This window comes from Corynebacterium striatum (genome assembly GCF_016728105.1).
GTDB lineage: Bacteria > Actinomycetota > Actinomycetes > Mycobacteriales > Mycobacteriaceae > Corynebacterium > Corynebacterium striatum.
Map to the genome: position 1 here is coordinate 1,063,275 of NZ_CP068158.1, position 21,033 is coordinate 1,084,307.

At 59.4% G+C, this 21,033-nt stretch carries 18 protein-coding genes, 4 tRNA genes and 2 pseudogenes; 6 read left to right on the forward strand and 18 right to left on the reverse strand.

From position 1 onward, the window contains the following. Positions 1-32: 32 nt before the first annotated feature. The 3 genes from I6I72_RS04985 to I6I72_RS04995 are packed head-to-tail and all read left to right on the forward strand — an operon-like array spanning position 33 to position 3,690. Positions 33-986, forward strand: a complete 954-nt coding sequence (locus I6I72_RS04985) for a pyridoxal-phosphate dependent enzyme (protein WP_053084994.1) — start codon at positions 33-35, stop codon at positions 984-986. Continuing rightward, entirely contained in the window at positions 983-2,281 is a 1,299-nt protein-coding gene (locus tag I6I72_RS04990) for an FAD/NAD(P)-binding protein (protein ID WP_049064204.1), read from the forward strand. Before I6I72_RS04985 ends, I6I72_RS04990 begins: the two co-directional genes overlap by 4 nt. Then, positions 2,278-3,690: a type III PLP-dependent enzyme domain-containing protein gene (locus I6I72_RS04995; protein WP_049145277.1), complete on the forward strand. Its 1,413-nt coding sequence runs from the start codon at positions 2,278-2,280 to the stop codon at positions 3,688-3,690. The genes I6I72_RS04990 and I6I72_RS04995 overlap by 4 nt, the downstream gene beginning before the upstream one ends. A 1-nt stretch (position 3,691) precedes the next feature. Here the strand turns inward: I6I72_RS04995 and I6I72_RS05000 are convergent, their stop codons facing one another. From I6I72_RS05000 to I6I72_RS05015, 4 genes and pseudogenes are all read right to left on the reverse strand, one after another. Beyond that, positions 3,692-4,207 (reverse strand): DUF1990 domain-containing protein, encoded by a 516-nt coding sequence (locus tag I6I72_RS05000; RefSeq protein WP_236592672.1) that lies wholly within the window; start codon positions 4,205-4,207, stop codon positions 3,692-3,694. A 93-nt stretch (positions 4,208-4,300) separates the two neighbouring features. Then, complete coding sequence (locus I6I72_RS05005) at positions 4,301-6,019, reverse strand: type I restriction-modification enzyme R subunit C-terminal domain-containing protein (RefSeq protein ID WP_322090681.1); 1,719 nt, start codon at positions 6,017-6,019, stop codon at positions 4,301-4,303. A 93-nt stretch (positions 6,020-6,112) separates the two neighbouring features. After that, positions 6,113-7,540 (reverse strand): annotated as a pseudogene (locus I6I72_RS13895) (DEAD/DEAH box helicase family protein); the annotation flags it as partial. Then, positions 7,429-7,806 (reverse strand): hypothetical protein, encoded by a 378-nt coding sequence (locus I6I72_RS05015; RefSeq protein ID WP_049064212.1) that lies wholly within the window; start codon positions 7,804-7,806, stop codon positions 7,429-7,431. The gene I6I72_RS05015 and the pseudogene I6I72_RS13895, both read right to left, overlap by 112 nt. Positions 7,807-8,017: 211 nt before the next feature. On the opposite strand from I6I72_RS05015, the gene I6I72_RS05020 reads away from it, so the two are divergent. Beyond that, positions 8,018-9,790 carry an RNA-binding domain-containing protein gene (locus tag I6I72_RS05020; protein ID WP_049064213.1) on the forward strand — a complete coding sequence of 591 codons (1,773 nt, stop codon included), beginning with the start codon at positions 8,018-8,020 and terminating at the stop codon, positions 9,788-9,790. Between the two features lie 107 nt (positions 9,791-9,897). Here I6I72_RS05020 and I6I72_RS13990 read toward each other — a convergent pair whose 3' ends face one another. After that, entirely contained in the window at positions 9,898-10,224 is a 327-nt protein-coding gene (locus I6I72_RS13990; RefSeq protein WP_168163010.1) for a restriction endonuclease subunit S, read from the reverse strand. Positions 10,225-10,305: 81 nt separating this feature from the next. Here I6I72_RS13990 and I6I72_RS05030 point away from each other — a divergent pair. Continuing rightward, positions 10,306-11,499: pseudogene (locus I6I72_RS05030) on the forward strand (IS3 family transposase). 30 nt (positions 11,500-11,529) lie between these two features. On the opposite strand, the gene I6I72_RS05035 reads toward I6I72_RS05030, so the two are convergent. The 10 genes from I6I72_RS05035 to I6I72_RS05080 form a co-directional block, all read right to left on the reverse strand. Further along, positions 11,530-11,796 carry a type I restriction-modification system subunit M N-terminal domain-containing protein gene (locus I6I72_RS05035; RefSeq protein WP_046646470.1) on the reverse strand — a complete coding sequence of 89 codons (267 nt, stop codon included), beginning with the start codon at positions 11,794-11,796 and terminating at the stop codon, positions 11,530-11,532. A 496-nt stretch (positions 11,797-12,292) separates the two neighbouring features. Next, a complete protein-coding gene (gene rplA / locus I6I72_RS05040; RefSeq protein WP_005527671.1) occupies positions 12,293-12,997 on the reverse strand; it encodes a 50S ribosomal protein L1 in 705 nt (234 codons plus the stop codon). A 103-nt stretch (positions 12,998-13,100) separates the two neighbouring features. Continuing rightward, the gene (gene rplK / locus I6I72_RS05045) at positions 13,101-13,544 is read right to left on the reverse strand and encodes a 50S ribosomal protein L11 (protein ID WP_005527670.1); all 444 of its coding nucleotides are present in this window, start codon (positions 13,542-13,544) and stop codon (positions 13,101-13,103) included. Positions 13,545-13,749: 205 nt separating this feature from the next. Further along, positions 13,750-14,595 (reverse strand): transcription termination/antitermination protein NusG, encoded by an 846-nt coding sequence (gene nusG / locus I6I72_RS05050; protein WP_005527669.1) that lies wholly within the window; start codon positions 14,593-14,595, stop codon positions 13,750-13,752. 194 nt (positions 14,596-14,789) lie between these two features. Further along, positions 14,790-15,122: a preprotein translocase subunit SecE gene (gene secE, locus I6I72_RS05055; RefSeq protein WP_005527668.1), complete on the reverse strand. Its 333-nt coding sequence runs from the start codon at positions 15,120-15,122 to the stop codon at positions 14,790-14,792. A gap of 25 nt (positions 15,123-15,147) precedes the next feature. Next, a tRNA-Trp gene (locus I6I72_RS05060) sits at positions 15,148-15,223 on the reverse strand. Positions 15,224-15,355: 132 nt separating this feature from the next. Beyond that, positions 15,356-15,427: transfer RNA gene (locus I6I72_RS05065), tRNA-Met, on the reverse strand. Between the two features lie 31 nt (positions 15,428-15,458). Beyond that, positions 15,459-15,534 (reverse strand) — tRNA-Thr (locus tag I6I72_RS05070). 288 nt (positions 15,535-15,822) lie between these two features. Next, positions 15,823-15,904: transfer RNA gene (locus I6I72_RS05075), tRNA-Tyr, on the reverse strand. Positions 15,905-16,002: 98 nt separating this feature from the next. Further along, a complete protein-coding gene (locus tag I6I72_RS05080; RefSeq protein ID WP_005527667.1) occupies positions 16,003-17,007 on the reverse strand; it encodes a polyprenyl synthetase family protein in 1,005 nt (334 codons plus the stop codon). A 99-nt stretch (positions 17,008-17,106) separates the two neighbouring features. Between I6I72_RS05080 and I6I72_RS05085 the strand changes: the two genes are divergently transcribed. Next, complete coding sequence (locus I6I72_RS05085) at positions 17,107-18,366, forward strand: geranylgeranyl reductase family protein (RefSeq protein ID WP_049146016.1); 1,260 nt, start codon at positions 17,107-17,109, stop codon at positions 18,364-18,366. A gap of 205 nt (positions 18,367-18,571) precedes the next feature. On the opposite strand, the gene I6I72_RS05090 is transcribed toward I6I72_RS05085, so the two are convergent. The 3 genes from I6I72_RS05090 to I6I72_RS05100 are packed head-to-tail and all read right to left on the reverse strand — an operon-like array spanning position 18,572 to position 21,009. Beyond that, positions 18,572-19,264: a demethylmenaquinone methyltransferase gene (locus I6I72_RS05090; RefSeq protein ID WP_005527665.1), complete on the reverse strand. Its 693-nt coding sequence runs from the start codon at positions 19,262-19,264 to the stop codon at positions 18,572-18,574. 11 nt (positions 19,265-19,275) lie between these two features. Next, a complete protein-coding gene (locus I6I72_RS05095; RefSeq protein WP_049062517.1) occupies positions 19,276-20,472 on the reverse strand; it encodes a glycosyltransferase family 4 protein in 1,197 nt (398 codons plus the stop codon). A 15-nt stretch (positions 20,473-20,487) separates the two neighbouring features. Further along, complete coding sequence (locus tag I6I72_RS05100) at positions 20,488-21,009, reverse strand: DUF3592 domain-containing protein (protein ID WP_049062505.1); 522 nt, start codon at positions 21,007-21,009, stop codon at positions 20,488-20,490. Positions 21,010-21,033 lie beyond the last annotated feature (24 nt).

The following is a 21,033-nucleotide window of genomic DNA, read 5'->3' on the forward strand; positions in this document are numbered from 1 at the left end:
CAGCGCAACCGCCCATCGGCAGCACTCCCCTCATGCGGCTCGACCGCATCAATCCCCGCGACGATATCCGCGTCTTCGCGAAACTCGAGCAATTCAACCTCGGCGGCTCTGCCAAAGACCGCACCGCTCAGGCCCTTATCGAAGCAGCTCTCGACGCCGGCGAAATTCGCGCAGGATCCACGCTCATCGAGTCCTCCTCCGGCAATCTCGGAATGGCCCTGGCACGCCAGGCGCATCTGGCTGGCATGCACTTCGTCTGTGTCGTCGATCCACGCGTCAATCGCTCCACGGTGGCCACAATGGAAGCCTACGGAGCTCGCGTGGACATGCTCGAGCACCCTGATCCTGACAACGGTGATTGGCTCACCGCACGCCGGTCGCGCGTGCAGGAGCTCCTGCAGGAGATTCCAGATGCTTTTAATCTCAATCAGTACGCCAATCAGGCTGCATTCCACGCGCATTCCGAGGGCACCATGGCCGAGATCATCGAGCAGCTCGGTGCGCCGCCCAGCCATCTCCTGGTCGCGATGAGCACGACCGGCACGCTCGGCGGCTGCGTGCGCAAACTCACCGAGCTCGGCGCGGACACAGAAACCATCGGCGTCGACGCGGAAGGATCAGTTCTCTACGGCGGCGCGCGCGGTACCCGCCTCCTTCCCGGCTACGGCGCTGGTGTGGTCACGGAACTTTCCCAAAGTTTTGAGCCTTCTCTTATCGCGCGTGTTCCTGACCTCGAGGCGATCATCGGCGCACGTCGTTTGGCACGCTGTGAGGGCGTCCTCGCCGGCGCCTCGAGCGGAGCCGTCGTGGCCGCTTTGCTCGAGCGTGCAGCAGAGCTGCCCTCTGGTTCCACGGTGGCGATGGTGCTCCATGACGGCGGCCAGCCTTACCTCGACACCATCTACAACGATGCCTGGGTCACCGAACGCTTCGACATCTCTGCGGCCGACCTCGCGCGCGGAGTAGACGACTGGGGATCCGAATGACTCCGCCGCTCAAGATCGCCATCATTGGCGGCGGACCGCGTGGCCTCTGGGCCGTAGAGGAACTCAGTGAGCACACCTCGGTGCCCGTCGACATCACTGTCTTTGATCCCTATCCAGCGGGAGCCGGGGCCGTCTATCGCCCTGATCAACCCCGATGTTGGCGGCTCAACGTCACCTCCTCCATCGTCACCACTCAGCGTGACACGTTGGACGCCTGGCGCGCTCGCCACGGTGACCTGGACCTCGACCCGTTCCCGCCGCGCGCCGTGGTTGGCGAGTACCTCATCGATTGTTGGAACGACGCTGTGCGACGCTTTCCTCCGGACAGCTCCGTGCACCATATCGCTCGCCGCGTGGCCTCAGTACACCGCACGGACGCCGGATTCGCGGTCGACGGCGAGACTTTCGATCATGTTCTTCAGTGCACCGGCCATGCGCATGACCATCCCGGTGCGCTCACGCACCAGCGCAGCCGGGTTCCCGTCACGGGGCTGTATTGGGGCGCCACCGTTCCGTCGCAGCCGCGCCTGATCGGCGTCCGCGGTGCGGCCCTCACCTTCATCGATGTCTGCCTACGCTACGGAGACACTGCGGAGACGATTTATCCGGTAAGCCGCAGCGGCCGCTTCATGGAGGTCAAGCCGGATCCTGCGCGTCCTGCACCGACGTTTTCTCCGGCCCTCCATGCGCAGGCCCGCGCGGCACGGGACGCGGATGCGGTGCGGGAAGTTCTCGTCAACGCGGCTCAGTCACTGCGAGATTTCTCAGAAGAATCACTCGCCGAGGTGCTCGTTGGCGAGGATTTCACGGGTGATGCCGTGGCCGAGTTTCGGACTTCCCTGGCCGTGGCGCGTGGCGAGCACGCACTGACTCCGGCTGCTGCCGTCGGCGCCGCGTTTCGGGGATTGTTCCAAGAATTCGTCGACACGCATGCGCAGGCCGGTCCGATTCCTGGCTTCGTCGAACTCGCGCGGACGCTTGAGCGTGTGGCGTTCGGACCGCCGCCGGTGACGGCTGACGCGGTGCTTTCCCTCATCGACTCTAGGATTGTCGACACCACCTACCTGGGCCGCCCTGATGTCATCGACGCGTGGCTCGAGGGGCATGGCCCGCACATAGACGTACTCATCGACGCCACGATTGCGCCGCAGGGCCAACCCGCGCCGTTCCAAGACGTGCCTGGAGTCGTCACCATCGGGCGCATGAACGAGCGTGAGCTTCCGGGGCATGACTCGCTCAATCGCACCGTGCATTCAGATATCCCGCAGTGGGCGGAGAAAGTAGGACACCCATGACAGCCTCGTCGTCGCAGAAGCCAGGTCAGCCCACGGAGCCGCCGCGTCCGCTCGCCGTCCACGGAACGGTGCCGCTCGCGCCCCGTCTCGAGCCGTGGATGCAGGAACTTATCGCAGATCCGCACGCCGTTCGGGCACTTATCGAAAAGCACGGCTCGCCCGTCAACGTTCTTGATCCCCGGCCTTTGGCGCGGAATGCTGCCGAACTCGTCGACGCGGGGACAGCACTCGGCGTCGACACCCGTGTTTTCTTTGCGCGCAAGGCCAACAAAGCGCTCGCCTTCGTCGGCGCGGCGCGGGCTGCTGGCCACGGCGTCGATGTGGCGAGCCTCAACGAACTGCGCCAGGTCCTCGCCGTTGGCGTCCCACCGAAAGATGTCATTCTCAGCGCGGCCATCAAGGATGAGCGGCTGTTGCGCACGGCGGTGAAAGCCGGCGTGGTGATCTCCTGCGATAGCCGCGACGAGCTGGCACGTATCGCCGCCCTCGGTACCCCAGCGCGCATCGCTCCCCGCTTGGCACCGGATCCCACCGTATTGCCGCCAACGCGCTTCGGCGAACGGCTCGACGTCTGGCGCAGCATCGACTGGCCTGACACCGTCGAGGCAGTCGGCGTCCATGTTCATCTCCACGGGTACGCCGAATCCGACCGCCGTCTCGCTCTCGCCGAGGCCATCACGCTCGTGGAGGCGCTGCGCGCGGCCGGTCATCCCGCGAGCTTCATCGACATCGGCGGAGGCGTTCCCATGAGCTATCTCCTCCACGAGACACAATGGGAGCAGTACCGCGACCGCATCGAACGCCAGCGCGCGGGAACGGGCGAACCCTTTACGTGGAAAAATGATCCGCTCACCAACACGTATCCGTTCTGGCAAACGCCCACGCGCGGCGAGTGGTTCACCCAGTTGCTCAAGGGCAAGGTTTCCGGCTACGGCACCGCTGCGACCGCGCTGCGCGAACACTCCATCGCGCTTCACCTCGAGCCGGGACGCAGCCTGCTCGATGGGTGCGGAATGATTCTCGCAGAGGTGTCCTTCCTCAAAGAGCGCTCGGACGGGCTACCCCTCATCGGCCTCGCGATGAACCGCACGCAATGCCGCACGGCCGCCGATGACCTCCTCCTCGATCCCTTCCTCGTCCCCACAGCCGGAGAGGTCGAGCGCGCGCCCCGCACCGGGTTCCTGGTGGGCGCCTACTGCATCGAAGACGAAGTCATCCTGCGGCGTGCCCTGGATTTTCCAGACGGCATCGCCGTGGGAGATACCCTCGCTATTCCGAACACCGCGGGCTACTTCATGCACATCCTCGAGTCTGCCTCGCACCAAATCCCCTTGGCGCGCAACGTCGTGCGCACGGAGGCCGAAGCGTGGGAGCTCGACGCCATCGACCGCGAGTGGATTCGCGTGTGAGCTAGCGCCCCATCCCCGCTAGATAGCGCCGGGTAACGAGGTTCTGCGCGGCGGCCGCGAGGTGCGGAGCCAGCCGCGCGAACCAGCGATCGGGGCGGGAAAACGCGACGCACCTGCCTACGACGCTGCCATCGGCGCGATGCTCGATGAGGAACGCCTCTTCGCCACATTCAACGTGCCCGGGCAGCGTCCCATAGACGAGGACAGTCCGTCGCGGGGCGCGCTCCACATGCAGAATGCGGCACGGCGAGAGCGTCGGGCCCACGCGCAGCCACACCACGTCTGGTTCTGCGCCGTCGCGCCGCACGTGGACGCCGGCATGACGATGTGCACGAAACTCCAGCAGCGCGGCACTCGCACGAATGAAGCCCTCCTCCCCTGTCCCCAGAACGCGCGCTTCGTCGACAATCCGCCACGTAGCGCCAAGTCCTAGTTCCTCACGAGAGGCGCCGTCTGCCAAGGCCAGGCTGGCCAGATGCAGCCTTTTGGGATACGACATCGATGACTTTGCTGCCATACTGCGAGTATCCCATACGAGATTGACACTCCCGAACCGCGTTGTGGCTAACGCAGTAAGACAGTATCGCCGACGCGCATCGACTGTTGTCGCTTACGAAGCTGCATCCGCGCTCAGCGTCAGCTGGCGGATTCCCTGCCCGATGGCGCGCACCGTATTGTCCGAGAAAATGTCAACCACGTTGCCATATTCATCAAACGGTGGCCGCGTTAGCTCTGCTGTCTCAAGAACACCATTGCGCGCAATGTAACCCACCAGCAGATCCACGAATTGAATCTGCACAGAATTCAGCGTGGTATCTGCAAGAATGGCATCAAATTCAGCGCGCACGGTCGGCTCATCCATCCCCACGATTCCGCGCAAGAAGCGTCCGATCGATTCCTCGACATGAGATTCACGTAGCTGTTCAGCGCCTTCAACGTGGCACTCTGCCACCAGACGCTCAAGCTCATCAACATCGTACGTATTAATAGGCTTGCCCGACCGCAATTTACGCAAGGACAGGTTGGTCGCAGCTTCCGCCTCGAGGGCTTGGCGTAGGCGTTCCTCCACGACAGAAGCCTCGATTTCCGTACCGCCTGTCGCGGTCACTTCTACTGCCGTGAGACCGCCAAGCTCGTCCTCGAAGTCGGTGATGACTGCTTTTCGCTTACCACGGTCAATCGTCTTGATAAGTCCACGCAAGGCCCGACGCGCAAGCTCGAGCTCCTCGTAGGTAGCGTTCGTTGACCAATCCGGAGCAGACATTTCCTCCAGCAGCGGGGCCTGCTGCGCGACAGCAGGGATAGTGGTTTTATCGAGCAAGGCCTCAACGAGCACCGCCAGTTTCTTAAAATTCGGTACTTGACGTGGGTCTGGTTCGAACAAGCCAAGTTCGAGAGTCCACAACAACAAGTCGAAGCGTCGCGCCTGTTCTTCCTCACCGGCACGCGCCATGGGCAAATGCGCGAGGTGATCAATGGCAAGGCTGGCTGCGTCACCTCGGATGCCATTCCAGGCACCAGAGACTTTATACCTCGCTAAGTATGGTTTGGAGGCAGGAGGCACGAGCACGCTGTCTTCCGGAACCGAACGGAGGTCCGCAAGAAGGCTCTCCACTACTGCGGCCCGATCTTCTCCCTCGAGATACTGAAGCTGCAAAATACGCTTCGCGAAGCCCCGCTCAACTACTGAGGTTTGCTTTGAGCCTGTAGCTGAGCTGAAATCTTCTGTTCCTTCGAACTGATCGATGTTGTCGCAATAGTCGAAGATGAAGAACTCCTGCTTATCTGCGCCAGGACCAAAGAGGTCAGGACATAGTCGTGTGCCGCGCCCCACCATCTGCCAGAATTTCACCGGCGAATGGACGGGTTTGAAAAAGACCAAGTTGAGCACTTCAGGTACATCGATACCGGTATCGAGCATGTCCACGCTCACCGCGACATCGAGCCCACTCGCAGGGTCTTTAAACCGATCGATGAGTCCCTCGGCGTCCTTGACTCCATGCGTAATGACTTCACAGCGCGTTCCTGCCGCTGGAGGCAAAAGCGTCCTGAAGACTTCGGCGATAAGCTCCGCGTGACGCTGCGTACGCGCAAAGATAATCGTCTTACCCAGGCGATCAGCTCCGCCAACCTTGATTCCACGCTCAATGACCTGAGCGAGAACCTGTCGGATGGTGTCGAGGTTATAGAGCACCCGGTTCATCTCCGCCGACGTGATCTCACCTGGCGCCTCCAGAGGATCTCCTGACTCGTCTGAGCCCCAATCCTTCATATCCCATTCAAGCTGTTCTTCCGAGCTGAGCTCCGAATACTTCACGCCTTGCCGCATGAACAAGCTGTCACCCCGGAATAACTTCGGCGCCACAAGGTAGCCATCTTCGATGGCTTTATCCAAGCCGTAGTACCCGGTCGGCGCACCTGGCTCACACCCGAAAAAGCGGTACGTATTGTGATCCACGTTTGAACGTGGCGTGGCGGTAAGGCCCACAACCGCGGCATCGAAGTATTCGAAGAGACGCCGGTAGCGCTGATAAATCGATCGGTGTGCCTCGTCTACCACGATGAGATCGAAGTCAAAAGAACCGAAACGCTCGGTGGGCCCAACCATGTCAATCATGGTGTTGTAGGTGCTCACGTACACCTGACCCGTCGCCTCTTTGTTGGCAAGCAGATTCACAGGATTGGAGCCCGGCAAATGCTCCACAAAAGCCGAATGCGCCTGGCGTACCAACGCCTAGCGGTCAGCCAGGAAGAGCACATTGCGCACCCAACCGGCCTCCATAAGCATCTTCACCAACGAGATGGATACACGCGTTTTTCCGGTACCCGTGGCCATAACAAGCAGAGCCCTGCGATGCCCCGCCGCGAAGCGCTCGCTCACGGCTCGCAGCATTTGCTGTTGGTACGGCCGCGCCGCAATGTCGGATATCTCCGTTGTCTCCAGAGGCTGACGCTTACCGCGCCGCCGAATGAGCTCCTCCATGGCGGCCGCTGTGGGGTATTCCTCTACCTGCCGCGCTTCGTAACAGTAACCACCGGGCAGTTCCGCGTCCCGGTCCCAGAAACGCACGTCATGCCCATTCGTATAGAAAACCAGCGGGACTCGACCGAATTTGCGACCCAACGCCTCGGCATAGTCCTCAGCTTGAACGCGCCCATCGTTGATGCTGCGTTCCGTCTTCTTCGCCTCGATAATAGCCAGGGGTTGACCATCTGTGCCCCACGCAACGTAGTCAATGTAAAGATCTTCAATCGGGTACTCGACAGTAAGGTTCCCGCCCGCCACACTGAAACCAGCATCTGCGAGCATCGGATCGATGATGTCACGACGGGTATCCGCTTCGCTACGCGCGAGCGGCGGGAGGTCAACCGCGCTAGCTTCCTCAGATGCCCGAACAGCTTCTTGCTGCTCTAGATAGCGTTCGCGCAGCTCAGCTTCCAAGTGCTTGACACGCTCTCGCGCCTCACGTGCTTCTCGTAACGCATCATCTGCAGTCTCTTGCGCAGCGGCCTTCTCACGCGCCTGCTCGGCTAACTCTCTTTCTAACGCCAGCTGAGCAGCTTCTGCTTCAGAGAGCTGCAACCGGAAGCCATCCGACTCTGCCGCCAGGCGATCCAGTTCTCGCTGTAACGCGAGCAGTTGCTGCCGCGACTGTGCCGCCTGCTTGGGTGCTGCGCGCAAAATTGCAACGTCAAAAGGAGCGACGGGCGGCAGGGGCTTCGTACTAAACCTTTTTGCTACCCGCACAAGCACATCGAAGAGATGTCGGACAATACGTTCCGCTTGTTCCGGTGGAACGGGCTTGGAGTCATGCGCAGAGGCGTTACCTGCTTTGCGGATGACATGCATCTTTTCAGCAGATCATCTGGGAACTGACTCGCAAAATCCGGATGGACCATGGCATCGATGACGCGGTCCGTGTTGGGAATACCGAGGACCGTAGCCACGTGCCCCACCACCGATTCAAGCACGAAGCGCGCTTGGAACAGGGAACCGCACGGATTAGTGAGTGCACTTCGTTCCACCAATCGGCAGTCGTTAAGCAGGTTCGGCCACACCACGCCGACGAAGCCAAAGTTGCTGGATTGGGGTGTTCCACCACTCATCGTCGCCATGACGCTGGAGTTCCTCTCTACTAGTCCCGCATCTCATACTGCTTAGTTACAACCATCATGGTGTTTTTCCAGCGCAACGAAAGCAATTTCACCATCTAACTCGATTTACAAAGGTACTGAATTCGTACTGAATTTTCTAGCACAAGATTTCAGTCACATTTCAATCATATTTCAGTACGATTTCCGATCGAACTCGGGTACACTGCTCCCCATGAGCATCATCGACATCCCAGAACTCATTGCGCTCCTCCGCGATACGCAAAACAATACGTGGAATGTCGAGGCCAAAGAAGCCTCTCACCAGATGCCTGAATCAATTGACGAGACTCTCTGTGCCTTCGCCAATATGCCGGATGGCGGCACGCTCATCCTCGGGGTCGCTGAAAATGACGGCGCATTTGATGTCACCGGAGTCTGGGATCCGAAGGCTGCGCAGTCCGCCCTTGCTTCAAAGGCCCGCGAGCGAATCACGCCGCCCCTGCAACTCGGCGCAGTCGAGGCGACCATCGTGGAGGGGAAACCCGTCGTTGCTGCCATTGTTCCTCCCCAGCCCTCAGAGCATCGTCCCTTCCGAGTTGGTAAGTTTGGCAAGGCCTACATTCGTTCCGGCGACGGTGACTACTACTTGTCACCTCAGGAAGAGCTCTTTTTGGTCGGTGAGCGGCAGCAACCACATGCGGATCGCACACCAGTCGAAGGAGCCACGGTTCAACATGATTTGGTAGACGACCTGCTCCAGCAATACCTCAGCGCGAAGAAGCGCGACTCTCGCCGACTACGCGACCTCGATGAGCACACGCTCCACATCCGCACCAACGTTATTGACCCAGACACTGGTTTCGTCACGACTGCTGCACTCTACGCCTTCGGCGAGCAGCCGCAGCAGTTTCTACCCAACCTCGTAGTCAAAGCTCGCGCCATCAATCCTCAGCTCGACACCGCTCAACGGCTCGCCGATCGTCGCGAATTCACGGGACCCGTACCGGACCTCCTTGACTCGGCAATGGAATGGGTCTCTGCGCAGCTACGCGTCGGAGTGACCTTCCGCGATGGCAACGGGATCGATGTACCTGAGCTCCCTCCGGTCGCCATTCGCGAGATCATCGCCAATGCCCTGGTTCACCGCGATCTTTCTGCTGCTAGTTACGGCATGTATACGCAGCTCATCAAGCAGCCCACCAAGCTCATTGTGGAAAGTCCTGGCGGATTGTGGGGCATCACCAAAAATCAACTCGGTTACACCTCCCCTCGCGCCCGTAACGCGATCCTCTATTCCATGTGCGCCTCCCTCACGACGAGCAATGGATACCGCGTTATCGAGGCTCAAGCTACTGGCATTCCTGCAGCTCGGGCCGCCCTTGCGGACGCTTTCCTTCCCGCCCCGCACTTCGATGATCAGATTACGAAGTTCACCGCTATCCTCACGTCTTCGTCGCTCCTCAGCGATACCGACCTCCGTTGGCTTGGGCAACTCCCCGGCACCGATGCCCTCTCCGTGGCTCAAAAGCACGCGCTCATCGCTATGCGTCACGGCGAAGAAATCACCAATAGCATCTATCGAAGCGCCTTCCCCATGGACTCCGTTAATGCCCGTGCCGAACTCCAGCAGCTGGTGCAATACGGGCTTGCCGATGCCACCGGTTCCGGCCGAGGCACCACCTACCGGGCCCCATCCGATGATGACCACACCCCAACCGAAACCGTAGCCGCCAATACCGCTCAGACTGCAGAAACTTCCTTGGCCGACCATGCCAAACGCAGCGCATACCTGTCCGCAGCCGAGAAGGACGAGAGAATCTTAGCAGCGTTACGTGCCGCCGAGCACGGGCTCACGCGCAAAGAACTGGTACAGACAACGGGGCTCAGTCGTGGGCAGCTAAATCCGCGATTGACAGCCTTGAACGAAAACAAAACAATCCAAAGTATTCCAGACGAATCTGATGCCCGCGTTCAGAAATACTTTTTAAATATAGAATATTCCTAACATCGCCGCCGAAATTAATCGGTAGTTCCTCATTCTTCAGCACACAGCGGATCCGCCAAAAAATTCTGTCTTAAGGACACATCACCACTCACCACTTCACCGATCCACTAGGAAGCACTAAAATACCTTTGCTCAAGACCCTTGCCTAAGAGAGCTAGCGCATCATTCCTTTTTTCAAGAAGAGTTAGGATGCGAGTCGCTTCATTCATCTGCGCAACAAATCGTTGACGAATCTCAACAGCTGGCCAGGGTATACGAAAATCGCGAACCAACGAAAGATTCAAGTTGTCTTGGTTTCCGCCTCTCCCCAAAGAACGTAATTGCTCATACGAATTGCGCAATACGTAGAACAGAAAATCGGCATCCACCGCATCTTCGACGCAGATAGCTGCACAAGCTTGGTTCGTTGCCGCTGGCTCAGCTAGCCGGCCCACTTTTCCCGGACCTGACCCCCTTTTTTGGTGGACACCTGATATCCAGCCCGGTTGGGTTGGGAAGAAAGGTAATCTACCACCATGTCCAGGTACTCCGAACAGTTCAAACGTGATGCTGTGGCCCTCTATGAAAACAATGAGGACCTCTCGCTGAACGCAGCATCAACAGAGCTCGGTATCAACCGTGCCTCGCTGCATGCTTGGGTCAAGAAGTACGGCACCGGCAAACGTGCCCGCACGAAGGCCATGCGCGACAACGCCAAGGAGACGACTGATTCCGAGCGAATCCGCCAGCTCGAAAAAGAAGTCCCGAAGCTGCGCGAAGAACGCGATATCCTGCGCAAGGCCGCGAAATATTTTGCTTAAAGAGACACGCTGGTGATCCACTTCCAGTTTGTCTATGACCACCGAACCGAGTACTCGGTCAAGCGGATGTGCCACGTGTTAAAGCTCAATCGCTCCTCGTTCTATAAATGGCTCAACACCCGCGAAAAACGCAGGTTAAAGACGTGTTCCGATGCCCTTATTGGTGCAAGAATCAAGAGCATCTTTGATGATGAGCACGGGCTTTATGGTGCTAAACGCATCGCTGCAAGCCTCAACAGTGATACGGATTTCGGCCCGATAAATCACAAGAAGGTCGCACGCATCATGAAAGCCATGGGACTTAAAGGCTTTACCAAGCGCCGCCGATGTGTCACTACCAGGCGCAAGCCTGGACACCGCGTCATGCCGGACTTAGTAGGCCGTAAATTCACAGCCAACGAGCCGAACCGCGTCTATGTTGGCGACATCACCTACCTGCCCTGTAAGGGTGGCAAGAACATGTATTTGGCCACAGTCATTGACACGTATTCACGGAAACTTGCAGGTTATGCGCTCGCAGACCACATGCGCGTCTCACTGGTCGTCGATGCACTAGCCCACGCGCACGGTGTGCGTGGCAGTCTTGACGGGGCTGTATTCCATTCCGATCACGGCAGTGTGTACACCTCACAAACCTTTAGAAGCTATTGCTCGTCGTTGGGTGTGCGCCAATCCATGGGCGCGGTAGGAACGAGCGCGGATAACGCCCTAGCAGAATCATTTAACGCCACCTTAAAGCGGGAAGTCTTGCGTGATAGGAAAGTCTTTGACAATCCGATCGCCTGCCGGCAGGAAGTCTTCCGGTGGTGCATGCGCTACAACACACGCAGGCGACACTCCTGGTGCAATCTTGTAGCCCCCGATACCTTCGAAGCACTCACATCAGCTACACTGACCAAAGCAGCATAGCTAACCCCCGACGTGTCCACTTTCCGGGGGTCAGGCCCGTTCCTCTGGCGAGTCAATGGCAGCCATCTCGCTGAAGCGAAGGTGGCGATGTTCCGCATCATAGAACATCTGACTTGGATCGGGTTCCCCACCCAGCAGGTTCGCGGCCTTCTCAGCGGTGCGCTGACGGTCATCGAGTTGGCGCATAAACAGCAGGTAGGTGAACTGTTCAATGACGGTAATCGGATTCGAAACGCCACCCGGCCAAAAGGCATTCCAGATGGTGTCTACTTGAGATTTTACAGAGCCAGTAATCATGTTCACGAGTCTAAAACGAGGACCATACATTCTTGGGTTCCCGCTCCGGCGAAGCCTCGAACGGACATGCTAGGTCCTGGTTGGTCCTGGCGGGCGCTGGAACGGGCGGGACTAGTCTGGGCAGTGGGCTAATTGGCGCACCTCGTCACCAGACCGGCTTACAAAACCACGAAAACACCGTGGGCCCCGACCTTCTGGTCGGGGCCCACGGTGTCTCTCTATGCGCTTTGGCTATCGCAACGGTTTCTCAGGCCGTCGCGCCCTGCAAAGCTCAGGGTGTTCTCTCTATCTCTCATGCGCCTCTCTCAAACGCACTACATAAGTATGGGGCATGGAACTTGCTAGACAATAAAATAAACCTGTAAGTCGCCTGAGTGTTCCTGCGAGTTTCCTGGCATCTGGGACTCATAAGGGAAAATAAAGAAGGCTCCGACCAAGAGTCGGAGCCTTCGGCAGTCAGCGTCTCGCACAGTGGCGAGTGCTATTCACGCAAGAATTACTCTGCGTAGTTCTTCTGAACAGAAGCGTCAACCGGGATACCAGGACCAGAGGTGGTGGAGATGGTTACCTTCTTGACGTAAACACCCTTGGAGGAGGACGGCTTCAGACGCAGGATCTCGTCGTACAGAGCGCCGTAGTTCTCAGCGATCTTCTCTGCGTCGAAGGAAGCCTTACCCAGGATTGCGTGCAGGTTGGAAGCCTTGTCAACGCGGAAGGAGATCTTGCCGCCCTTGACGTCGGAAATAGCCTTTGCAACGTCAGCGGTGACGGTGCCGGTCTTCGGGTTCGGCATCAGACCACGCGGGCCGAGGACGCGAGCAACGCGGCCAACCTTAGCCATCTGGTCCGGGGTAGCGATAGCAACGTCAAAGTCGATATTGCCCTCGTTGATAGCAGCGATCAGCTCGTCAGTGCCGACGATGTCAGCGCCTGCAGCCTTAGCGGCCTCAGCCTTTTCGCCCTCAGCGAAAACTGCGACGCGAACGTCCTTACCGGTGCCGTTAGGCAGGGAAACGGTGCCGCGAACCAGCTGGTCAGCCTTACGTGGGTCAACGCCCAGGCGGAAGACGACGTCGACGGTAGCGTCGAAGTTCTTGGAGGAGGTCTCCTTGGCCAGTTTGGAGGCCTCGAGCGGAGTGTACAGACGGGACTTGTCGACGAGCTCTGCTGCTGCCTTGTAAGCCTTAGACTTGGTGCTCATTTAAGCAATTCCTTTTCTTGGATTGATGTGGTGTTGGCGGGCCGTAGCTGGCCCTACCACGAGCGACCACACGAGATGGCCGCTCACTTTTTGATGAAGTTGTTTACTTGGCCGGGATGCCATCAACGGTGATGCCCATGGAGCGAGCAGTACCGGCGATGATGCGTGCACCGTTGTCGATGTCGCGTGCGTTCAGATCCTCGAACTTGGTCTGTGCAATCTCCTTGCACTGTTCCCAGGTCACAGAGCCGACCTTGTCGGTGTGAGGAACGCCGGAGCCCTTCTTGATGCCAGCAGCCTTAAGCAGCAGCTTTGCAGCAGGCGGGGTCTTCAGCTTGAAATCGAAGGAGCGATCCTCGTAAACGGTGATCTCAACAGGCACAACGTTGCCGCGCTGGGACTCAGTCGCAGCGTTGTAAGCCTTGCAGAACTCCATGATGTTGACGCCGTGGGCACCCAGTGCCGGACCAACCGGCGGAGCCGGGTTAGCAGCACCAGCCTCGATCTGCAGCTTGATGAAGCCAGAAACCTTCTTCTTCGGAGCCATCGAATTACCTCTTTCCTGTGTTACCGGTGCGCTGCCACGATGAATAACAGCGCCCGTCCGGATGCTCACCTGCAGTGGGCCACCGGGGAGAAACGTTTAATTGTCCGTCACGCAAAAGGCGCACGGCGTTTTATCTTAGAACACCGTGCGCCCTGCTACCAAATCGCGTAGCATGCCATTTTCCCAGGCTACGCGGCAACTGGTTTTAGGAGATGCGCTCGATCTCGGTCGGGGAAAGCTCTACCGGAGTCTCACGGCCGAAGATGGAAACCAGGCCCTGCATCTTGCCAGTCTCTGGGTCGATCTCGGAGATGGTTGCGGAAACGGATGCGAGCGGGCCAGACAGGATGGTGACTGCCTCGCCGACCTCGAAGTCGTGCGCGTAAGCCTTCGCAGCAGCCTTCTCCGGCATTGCGACGACCTGCTCGCCGTCTTGGTCGCCCGCGGAAGACTTTGCCTCCGGTGCAGCCTCGTTAGGCATGAGGAACTTTGCGACGTCGCGGATCTTGACCGGGGTGGCATTGCCCTCGTTGCCCACGAAGGAGGTAACGCCGGGGGTTTCGCGGACGACGGACCAGGCGGCGTCGTTAAGCTCCATGCGGACCAGGACGTAGCCCGGCAGCAGCTTGCGCTTGACGATCTTCTTCTTGCCGTCCTTGTTTTCCAGGATCTGCTCGACCGGAACAACAACCTCGAAGATGGAGTCCTCAACCTCGAGCGTCTGCGCACGCATGTCGAGGTTGGTCTTCACCTTGTTCTCGTAGCCGGAGTAGCACTGGATGATGTACCACTGGCCCGGCTGCTTCTTCAGCTCGCGGGTGAACTGGCGTAGGCGACGGCGGTAGTCATCGTCCTCGGCAGGAGCGGCCTCGGTGGCCTCAGCAGATGCAGCTTCCTCCGCCGGAGCGGACTGATCCTCAGCCTCTGTGTATGCCTCTTCGGTAGCGGTCTCAGACTCAGCCACTGCTTCTGCTGCCTGCTCCTGGACGCTGCCGATAAGAGCAGCTTCGAGGGAGGTCTCTGGGGTTTCGACGTTGTTCTCGTCGCTCATGGTCTCTACTCCATCTTGTCGCGCGCGAGCTTGAAGCAAGCAGGCGCTCTCAATTTTCTGCGCCCCAGCCTACCTGTGGAATGCCGGCGCGACCGCCAGCACCCCGCAAGCACACAAGGGCAAAAAGTATCCCGCCGTTTCCCTCGCCTTTGCGAGTGAAATCAGCGGGATAAAAGCTTCTGCTAGGCAGGTTACTAAGGAGTGAGGATCTTCTCAACTCCGAGGCCTGTCAGCGTGTCGACGCCCCACACAAGGGCAGTCAGAACGATGAGGAAGGCGAAGGTAATGAGGGTGTACTGCACCATTTCCTTTGTGGTTGGCCAGACAACCTTCTTCATTTCGGATGCGACTTCACCCGGGAAAGCGGCCACGCCGCCGCCAACGGTGGCGTCATCTTTTTTGCCCTCTACGCGTACAACTCGCTTATCGGCATACGACTGGGAAGAGGTGGTAGCTACACCGGAGAGCTGACGCTTACCGGTGGGGCGTGCAGCGCCAGACTTAATCGGCTGCTGTTCATCGCTCACAGCTGGTTCCTCCTTGGAAAAGTTTTGGCAGGGGCGACAGGACTCGAACCTGCAACCTACGGTTTTGGAGACCGTTGCGCTACCAATTGCGCCACGCCCCTATGCATTTGTCTACCAAAGACAGCATGCACAACCCTACCAGAACGGCGATTTACTTAAGAAACCGCCAGCCCTTGGGCCGGAGTCGGTAGTAAAAAAGCACCCGCGCAATCACGGGCGCCTTTCTTTCCCGGTAGCGATGGCGAGAATTGAACTCGCGACACAGCGATTATGAGTCGCTTGCTCTACCACTGAGCTACACCGCCATAATCATGTGCACCAAGGTGCAGAAATGATTGGAGCCCCCTGACAGAATCGAACTGTCGACCTTTTCCTTACCATGGAAACGCTCTGCCGACTGAGCTAAGGGGGCACAGCCTCTTTGAGTAACGAAGTTTTCTTCGCTGCGCTCTCGTTGAAGCCTTGAAAAGATTAACCCGATTTACTCTAGTTACACAAATCGCCAGCTTAATCCACAAAAATGGGGCTTTTTAAAGCTTTAGATTGCACACTTTTCGCGCTTTCCATAGGCCTTGAACGAGCACTACGCTTGACGACGCCGCGACGGAAGAAGGCGCGGTCCCTGGATTCTGCTCCCTGGAATCTGCCCAGCGCTAGCAAAACCACGAAACCCCGTGGTCGAAACCACGGGGTTTATCTGTGCCAGGTAGAAGATTCGAACTTCTGAAGGCAATGCCGGCGGATTTACAGTCCGCTCCCTTTGGCCGCTCGGGCAACCTGGCGTGCACTTGAGGTGCGATTAGGTACTTTACTACGAAGCCCCCGTTGTCGTGCAAATCGGCAGGACACGGGGGCTTTCGTAGCGTTAATGCGAAGGCAGCTAGCCGACGCGGCGCACGGTGTAGTCAGCCAGCTGACGCAAAGCTTCGCTAGCTGCGCATTCCGGCAAGACGGAGAGCTGTTCCTCGACCACTCGCAGGTAACCGTGGACGTCGTTCATAGCCTTCTCACGGCCACCAGACTGACGCAGCAGTTCGATGGCACGCTCGACGGAAGCGTCGTCGCCAAGCGGACCCGTAAGCAGGCCGCGCAGCTCGTCACCCACGGTGCCCTCTTCCTCCAGCGCGTAGAGAACCGGGAGGGTAAAGACGCCCTCGCGCAGGTCAGTCCCCGGAGTCTTTCCCGATTCCTTGGAATCAGAGAAGATGTCGATGATATCGTCGACGATCTGGAAGATCATGCCGATGGCGCCGCCAATCTGGCGCAGAGCCGCGGCCTGCTCCGGCGTAGCACCCGCATGATAGGCCCCCAGGTAACCCGCGGAAGCAATGAGAACCGCAGTCTTCTCACGGATAACCGCCATGTAGTGTTCCACGGCGTTGGCCTCACCCGCACCGATGGTCTCACGCATCTGACCGGTCACGAGTTCCTCGAAGGTTTCAGAGAAATGCTCGACGGTATGTGTGTCCAGCTGGGACATCAAGCGCGAGGCGTGGGCGAGCAGGACGTCGCCAGCCAAGATGGCCACCGAGTTAGTCCAGCGGAAGTTTGCGGATTCCACGCCGCGGCGACGCTCGGCTTCATCCATGACGTCGTCGTGATAGAGGGTTGCAACGTGCACCATCTCCACCACCGTGGCGGCCTTAACCACCTCGGGGGAGCCCGGACGCGCGCCAAATTCCGAGGCAAGCAGCGCCATCATGGGGCGGAAGCGCTTTCCGCCGGCGCTCGAAAGGTGGCTGACCTTCTCTTTGACGAAGTCCTGCCCACGATCGATCTCGTGGTGCAGCAGTTCCTCGACGGCAGCTATTCCAGCACTAATGCGCTCGCTTAGCTGCGGGTCACCCAAGTCCACATGCGTGGCATGAGTTTGGCCGTGAGACATTAACAGCGTTCCTTTAACTCAAAAATGCGAGTGATAATCGATTACTTACCGTAGTCCATACCACGGCCCTAAACACACTTAAGGTGGATAACCCGTGCAATGATAGTGCGTATGTCGGAGCATATCGATAACGCAAAACTCGTAGACGTGGCCATCATCGGCGCAGGGCCAGCAGGTTCCGCGGCCGCTATCCACGCGACTAACGCAGGCTACGACGCCTTGCTTATCGACGCTTCCCCCTTCCCCCGCGACAAAACCTGCGGCGACGGCCTGACCCCGCGCGCTATGCATCAGCTGGATCTATTGGGCTTGGACGTCAATTCGTCTTATCGCAATAAGGGTTTGAAGCTCCATGGCTATGGCGGGTCCGTCACTGCCCCGTGGCCGTCCAGCTACCCCACGACTGTGGGAACGGCACTGCCGCGCCACGAGTTCGACAACCTGCTTTTCGAAGCCGCTCGCACGGCTGGGGCCACGGTATGGACGGGCACCCCCGCGACTGCCCCTGAGCTCGCAGGAAATCGCGTGACGAGTTTCCGCGTGGGCGAGCAGACCGTGCGCGCAAAGTGGGTCATCGTGGCAGACGGCGTACGCTCGACGTTTGGCAAGTTGTTGGGCCGCAAGTGGCATCAGGATGAGGTCTACGGAATCGCGGCGCGCAGCTATGCCACGTCCACCTCTGCGGGCGAGCCGTGGATGCACTCCCACGTAGAGCTCAAGGATCAGGACGGAAGTGTGCAGCCAGGCTATGGCTGGATATTCCCGCTTGGCGAGGAATTGGGTCAGGTCAACATTGGTTTAGGAGCTTTGTCTACCGCACAGCGCCCGGCCCGCATCAATACGAAGAAGCTTCTTACCCACTACGCCGAGAGCCAGCGCGCCGACTGGGGCTTGGGCGACATCGAGAAGGTGGCCTCTGCCCTGCTTCCGATGGGTGGCGCGGTGTCCAACGTGGCCGGCGCCAACTGGATGCTCATTGGCGACGCCGCCGCCTGCGTCAATCCCCTCAACGGCGAGGGCATCGATTATGGCTTGGAGACAGCCCAGCTAGCCGTCTCCCTGCTGGGCACCAAGGACTTCACGCTGGCGTGGCCGGATCTTTTGCGAGCCCACTACGGCGAGGCCTTCGTCCTGGCGCGCACCGCGGCGCGGCTTTTGACCTATCCGCAGTTCCTGCCCTTCGCGGGGCCGGTGGCGCTGCGCGGTCCGGTGGGCCGAATGCTCATGCCTGCCGCGGCGCGACTCATGGGAAACCTAGTCACGGACGAGGACCGCGACGTCATCGCCCGGGCGTGGAAGCTCGCTGGGCGTGGGGTTTCGGCAGCGCGCCGCGATACGCCGCTGTGGAACTCGCTCTAGGCCCGCGCTCCTTTCCAAATGGTCCCTTTGATCGGGTCCGTTTAGGGGGTAAAGAAACCATTTGGCGGCATTTTTAGCGCCTAAAACCGCCAAAGGGACCACCCCAAAGGGACCTTTTGCGGGGGAGCCTGGCGAAAGCTCAGCAGAGGGCTCAGTGAGTGCTCGGCAGAGAGCTCGGCGGGGCCGGAGCCAGCGTTGCTGGGGCCTAGTGCAGCGGCTTCGTGGCCGAGTGCAGGGCCACGATTCCGAGGGTCATATTCTTCCAGCCGGCGCCTTCCCACCCATTGCGGTTGATGGCGGCGGCCAACTCTTCCTGGTCCGGCCAGGCGCGGATCGACTCAGCGAGGTAGACGTACGCCTCTGGGTTGGAGGAAACCAGCTTGGCAATCGGCGGCAGCAAGCGGGTCAGGTATTCCTTGTAGACGGTGCCAAAGACCGGGATGATCGGCTTGGAGAATTCCGCCACTGCCAGGCGGCCGCCCGGCTTGGTCACGCGGGCCATCTCACGCAGGCCGAGCTCAAAGTCGTGAATATTGCGCAGACCATAGGAGATGGTCACCGCGTCAAAGGTATTGTCCGCGAAAGGCAGTTTCATGCCGTCGCCCGCCACCTTGGGCACGTCACGCGCAGCGCCAGCCGCCAGCATTCCACGAGAGAAGTCGCAGGCCACGCACCATGCGCCGGACTTGGACAGCTCTTCGGTGGACACCGCAGTGCCTGCCGCTAGATCGAGGACCTTCTCCCCTGGCTTAAGGTCCAAGCGCTCACGAGTGCGTTTGCGCCAAATCCTATCCTGGCCGAAGGACAACACCGTGTTGGTGATGTCGTACTTGGCACCGACGGCGTCGAACATCTGCGCAACGTCGAACGGCTTCTTATCGAGATCTGCCTTTGACATAAATAGCTAGTTTAGGCTACTCGCGCACCGAGGGCACGCGCCGCCCACCGCGGCAGCTCGGGGCGCTGGCCCAGGATGGTTAGCGGCACGCGGCGGGTGTCTTCCAAGACTTCCTCGTAGTAGCCAACAAGCTGCTCGCACAGTGCCTTCCACGTTTTATTCGAAATGGACTGCCGAGCGTTTTCGCGCAGCTCCGCGTGAATTTCTGGATTCAGCAGCGCATCGACGGCGTTGGGCAGATCCTCGACAAAGGTCGCGACGTCGAGAAGCAGCCCGTTGTAGCCCTCTTCAATGAGATCGACTGGGCCGCCCGCGCGCGGGCCGATGGTCGGAACGCCGGAAGCCTGCGCCTCCTGAATGGCCTGGCAGAAAGTCTCGAACTCACCCGCGTGCACAAAGACGTCGAGGGAAGCATAGGCCGCGGCGAGTTCCTCGCCACCCAGCGCACCGGTGAAAACTGCGCTGGGCAGCTGCACCTCGAGTAGCGGGCGCTCGGGACCATCGCCGACGATGACCAGCTGGATATCTTTTCTGTCGTTGAGCGAAGCCAAGCGGTGCACGCCCTTCTCCGCAGCCAGGCGGCCAACGAAGCCTACGACCAACTTGTCCCCCACTCCCCACTTCTGGCGCAGCGCTGCGGAGCGCTTCGCCGGGTGGAAGCGCTCGGAGTCCACGCCACGACCCCAGTGGCGCACGTTCTTGATGTGGTGATCTTCCAAGTCCTTGATGGTCAGGGAAGACGGAGCCAAGGTCATCTGGCACGCGTTATGAATGGTGCGCAGCCACTCCCATGTGGCATAGGCCAACGCGGAGGCGTGGTACTTGGTGGCAAAACCGGCAACGTCGGTTTGGTAGAGGGCCACAGAAGGAATGCGCAGCTGCCGCGCCGAGAAAGCTCCTGCCGCACCCAGCACGAAGGGGCTGGCCAGGTGGATGATGTCCGGCTTGAACTCGCGCAGGGCCTCATCCACCGCCGTGGTGGGCACGCCGACCGGGAGCGAGTCGATGAGAGGAATGCGCACGGTTGGCACGCGGACGATGGGAAACCCAAGGTAGTCTGCGATTTCTTCCTGGCCTTCACGGGCACCTGGAGCAATGACCAGAGCCTCATGGCCGGTGTCTGCTAAGTGCTCCAACACTCGCAAGACAGAATTTGTCACTCCATTGACGTTTGGAAGAAAAGACTCAGCCACGATCGCAACACGCATGCGTTCCATCATCCCCTATTCCACTGTGGTTTCTGGTGAAGCCTGCGGAAAATCTTGGTTAACATTCTCGTTTATTTGCATCCGGCGCTCAGCTGCACGGGTGCTCACGCCCACCGCCCACCATGCACCGGCGGCGATGAGGCTAGCCACAAACATCGAGGACAGAGCGGGAATCAGTGAAAGCGTCCACTCGCGCCCCTCCACCTTCACTAGGTCGGGGTTCGCGCGGGAGTACAGCACCCACACCTGCTGGCCCTCGCCCAGTCCGGTGGGATACAGCAGCCCCGATTGAGGCGAATGATAGATGCCCTTGTTGTCTTGGAAGTCCACGGAGGTACGCGTGATTCCGACGTCAGTAACCGTGGCCAGCGCGCGCCCTGGGTTTGATTCAATGGAGCGGTCGTTGAGAAACGCGCCCACAATCATTCCAAGCATGCCCACCAGCGAGGCCACATACAAAGCGATGATGAGCTGGTGCAGCCGGCGGCGATACACGGCTGGCGTATATCGCGGGACCACCGCCGCTTTGGGGGTCATCGGCAGCCTTGCTGGTGTAGCGCC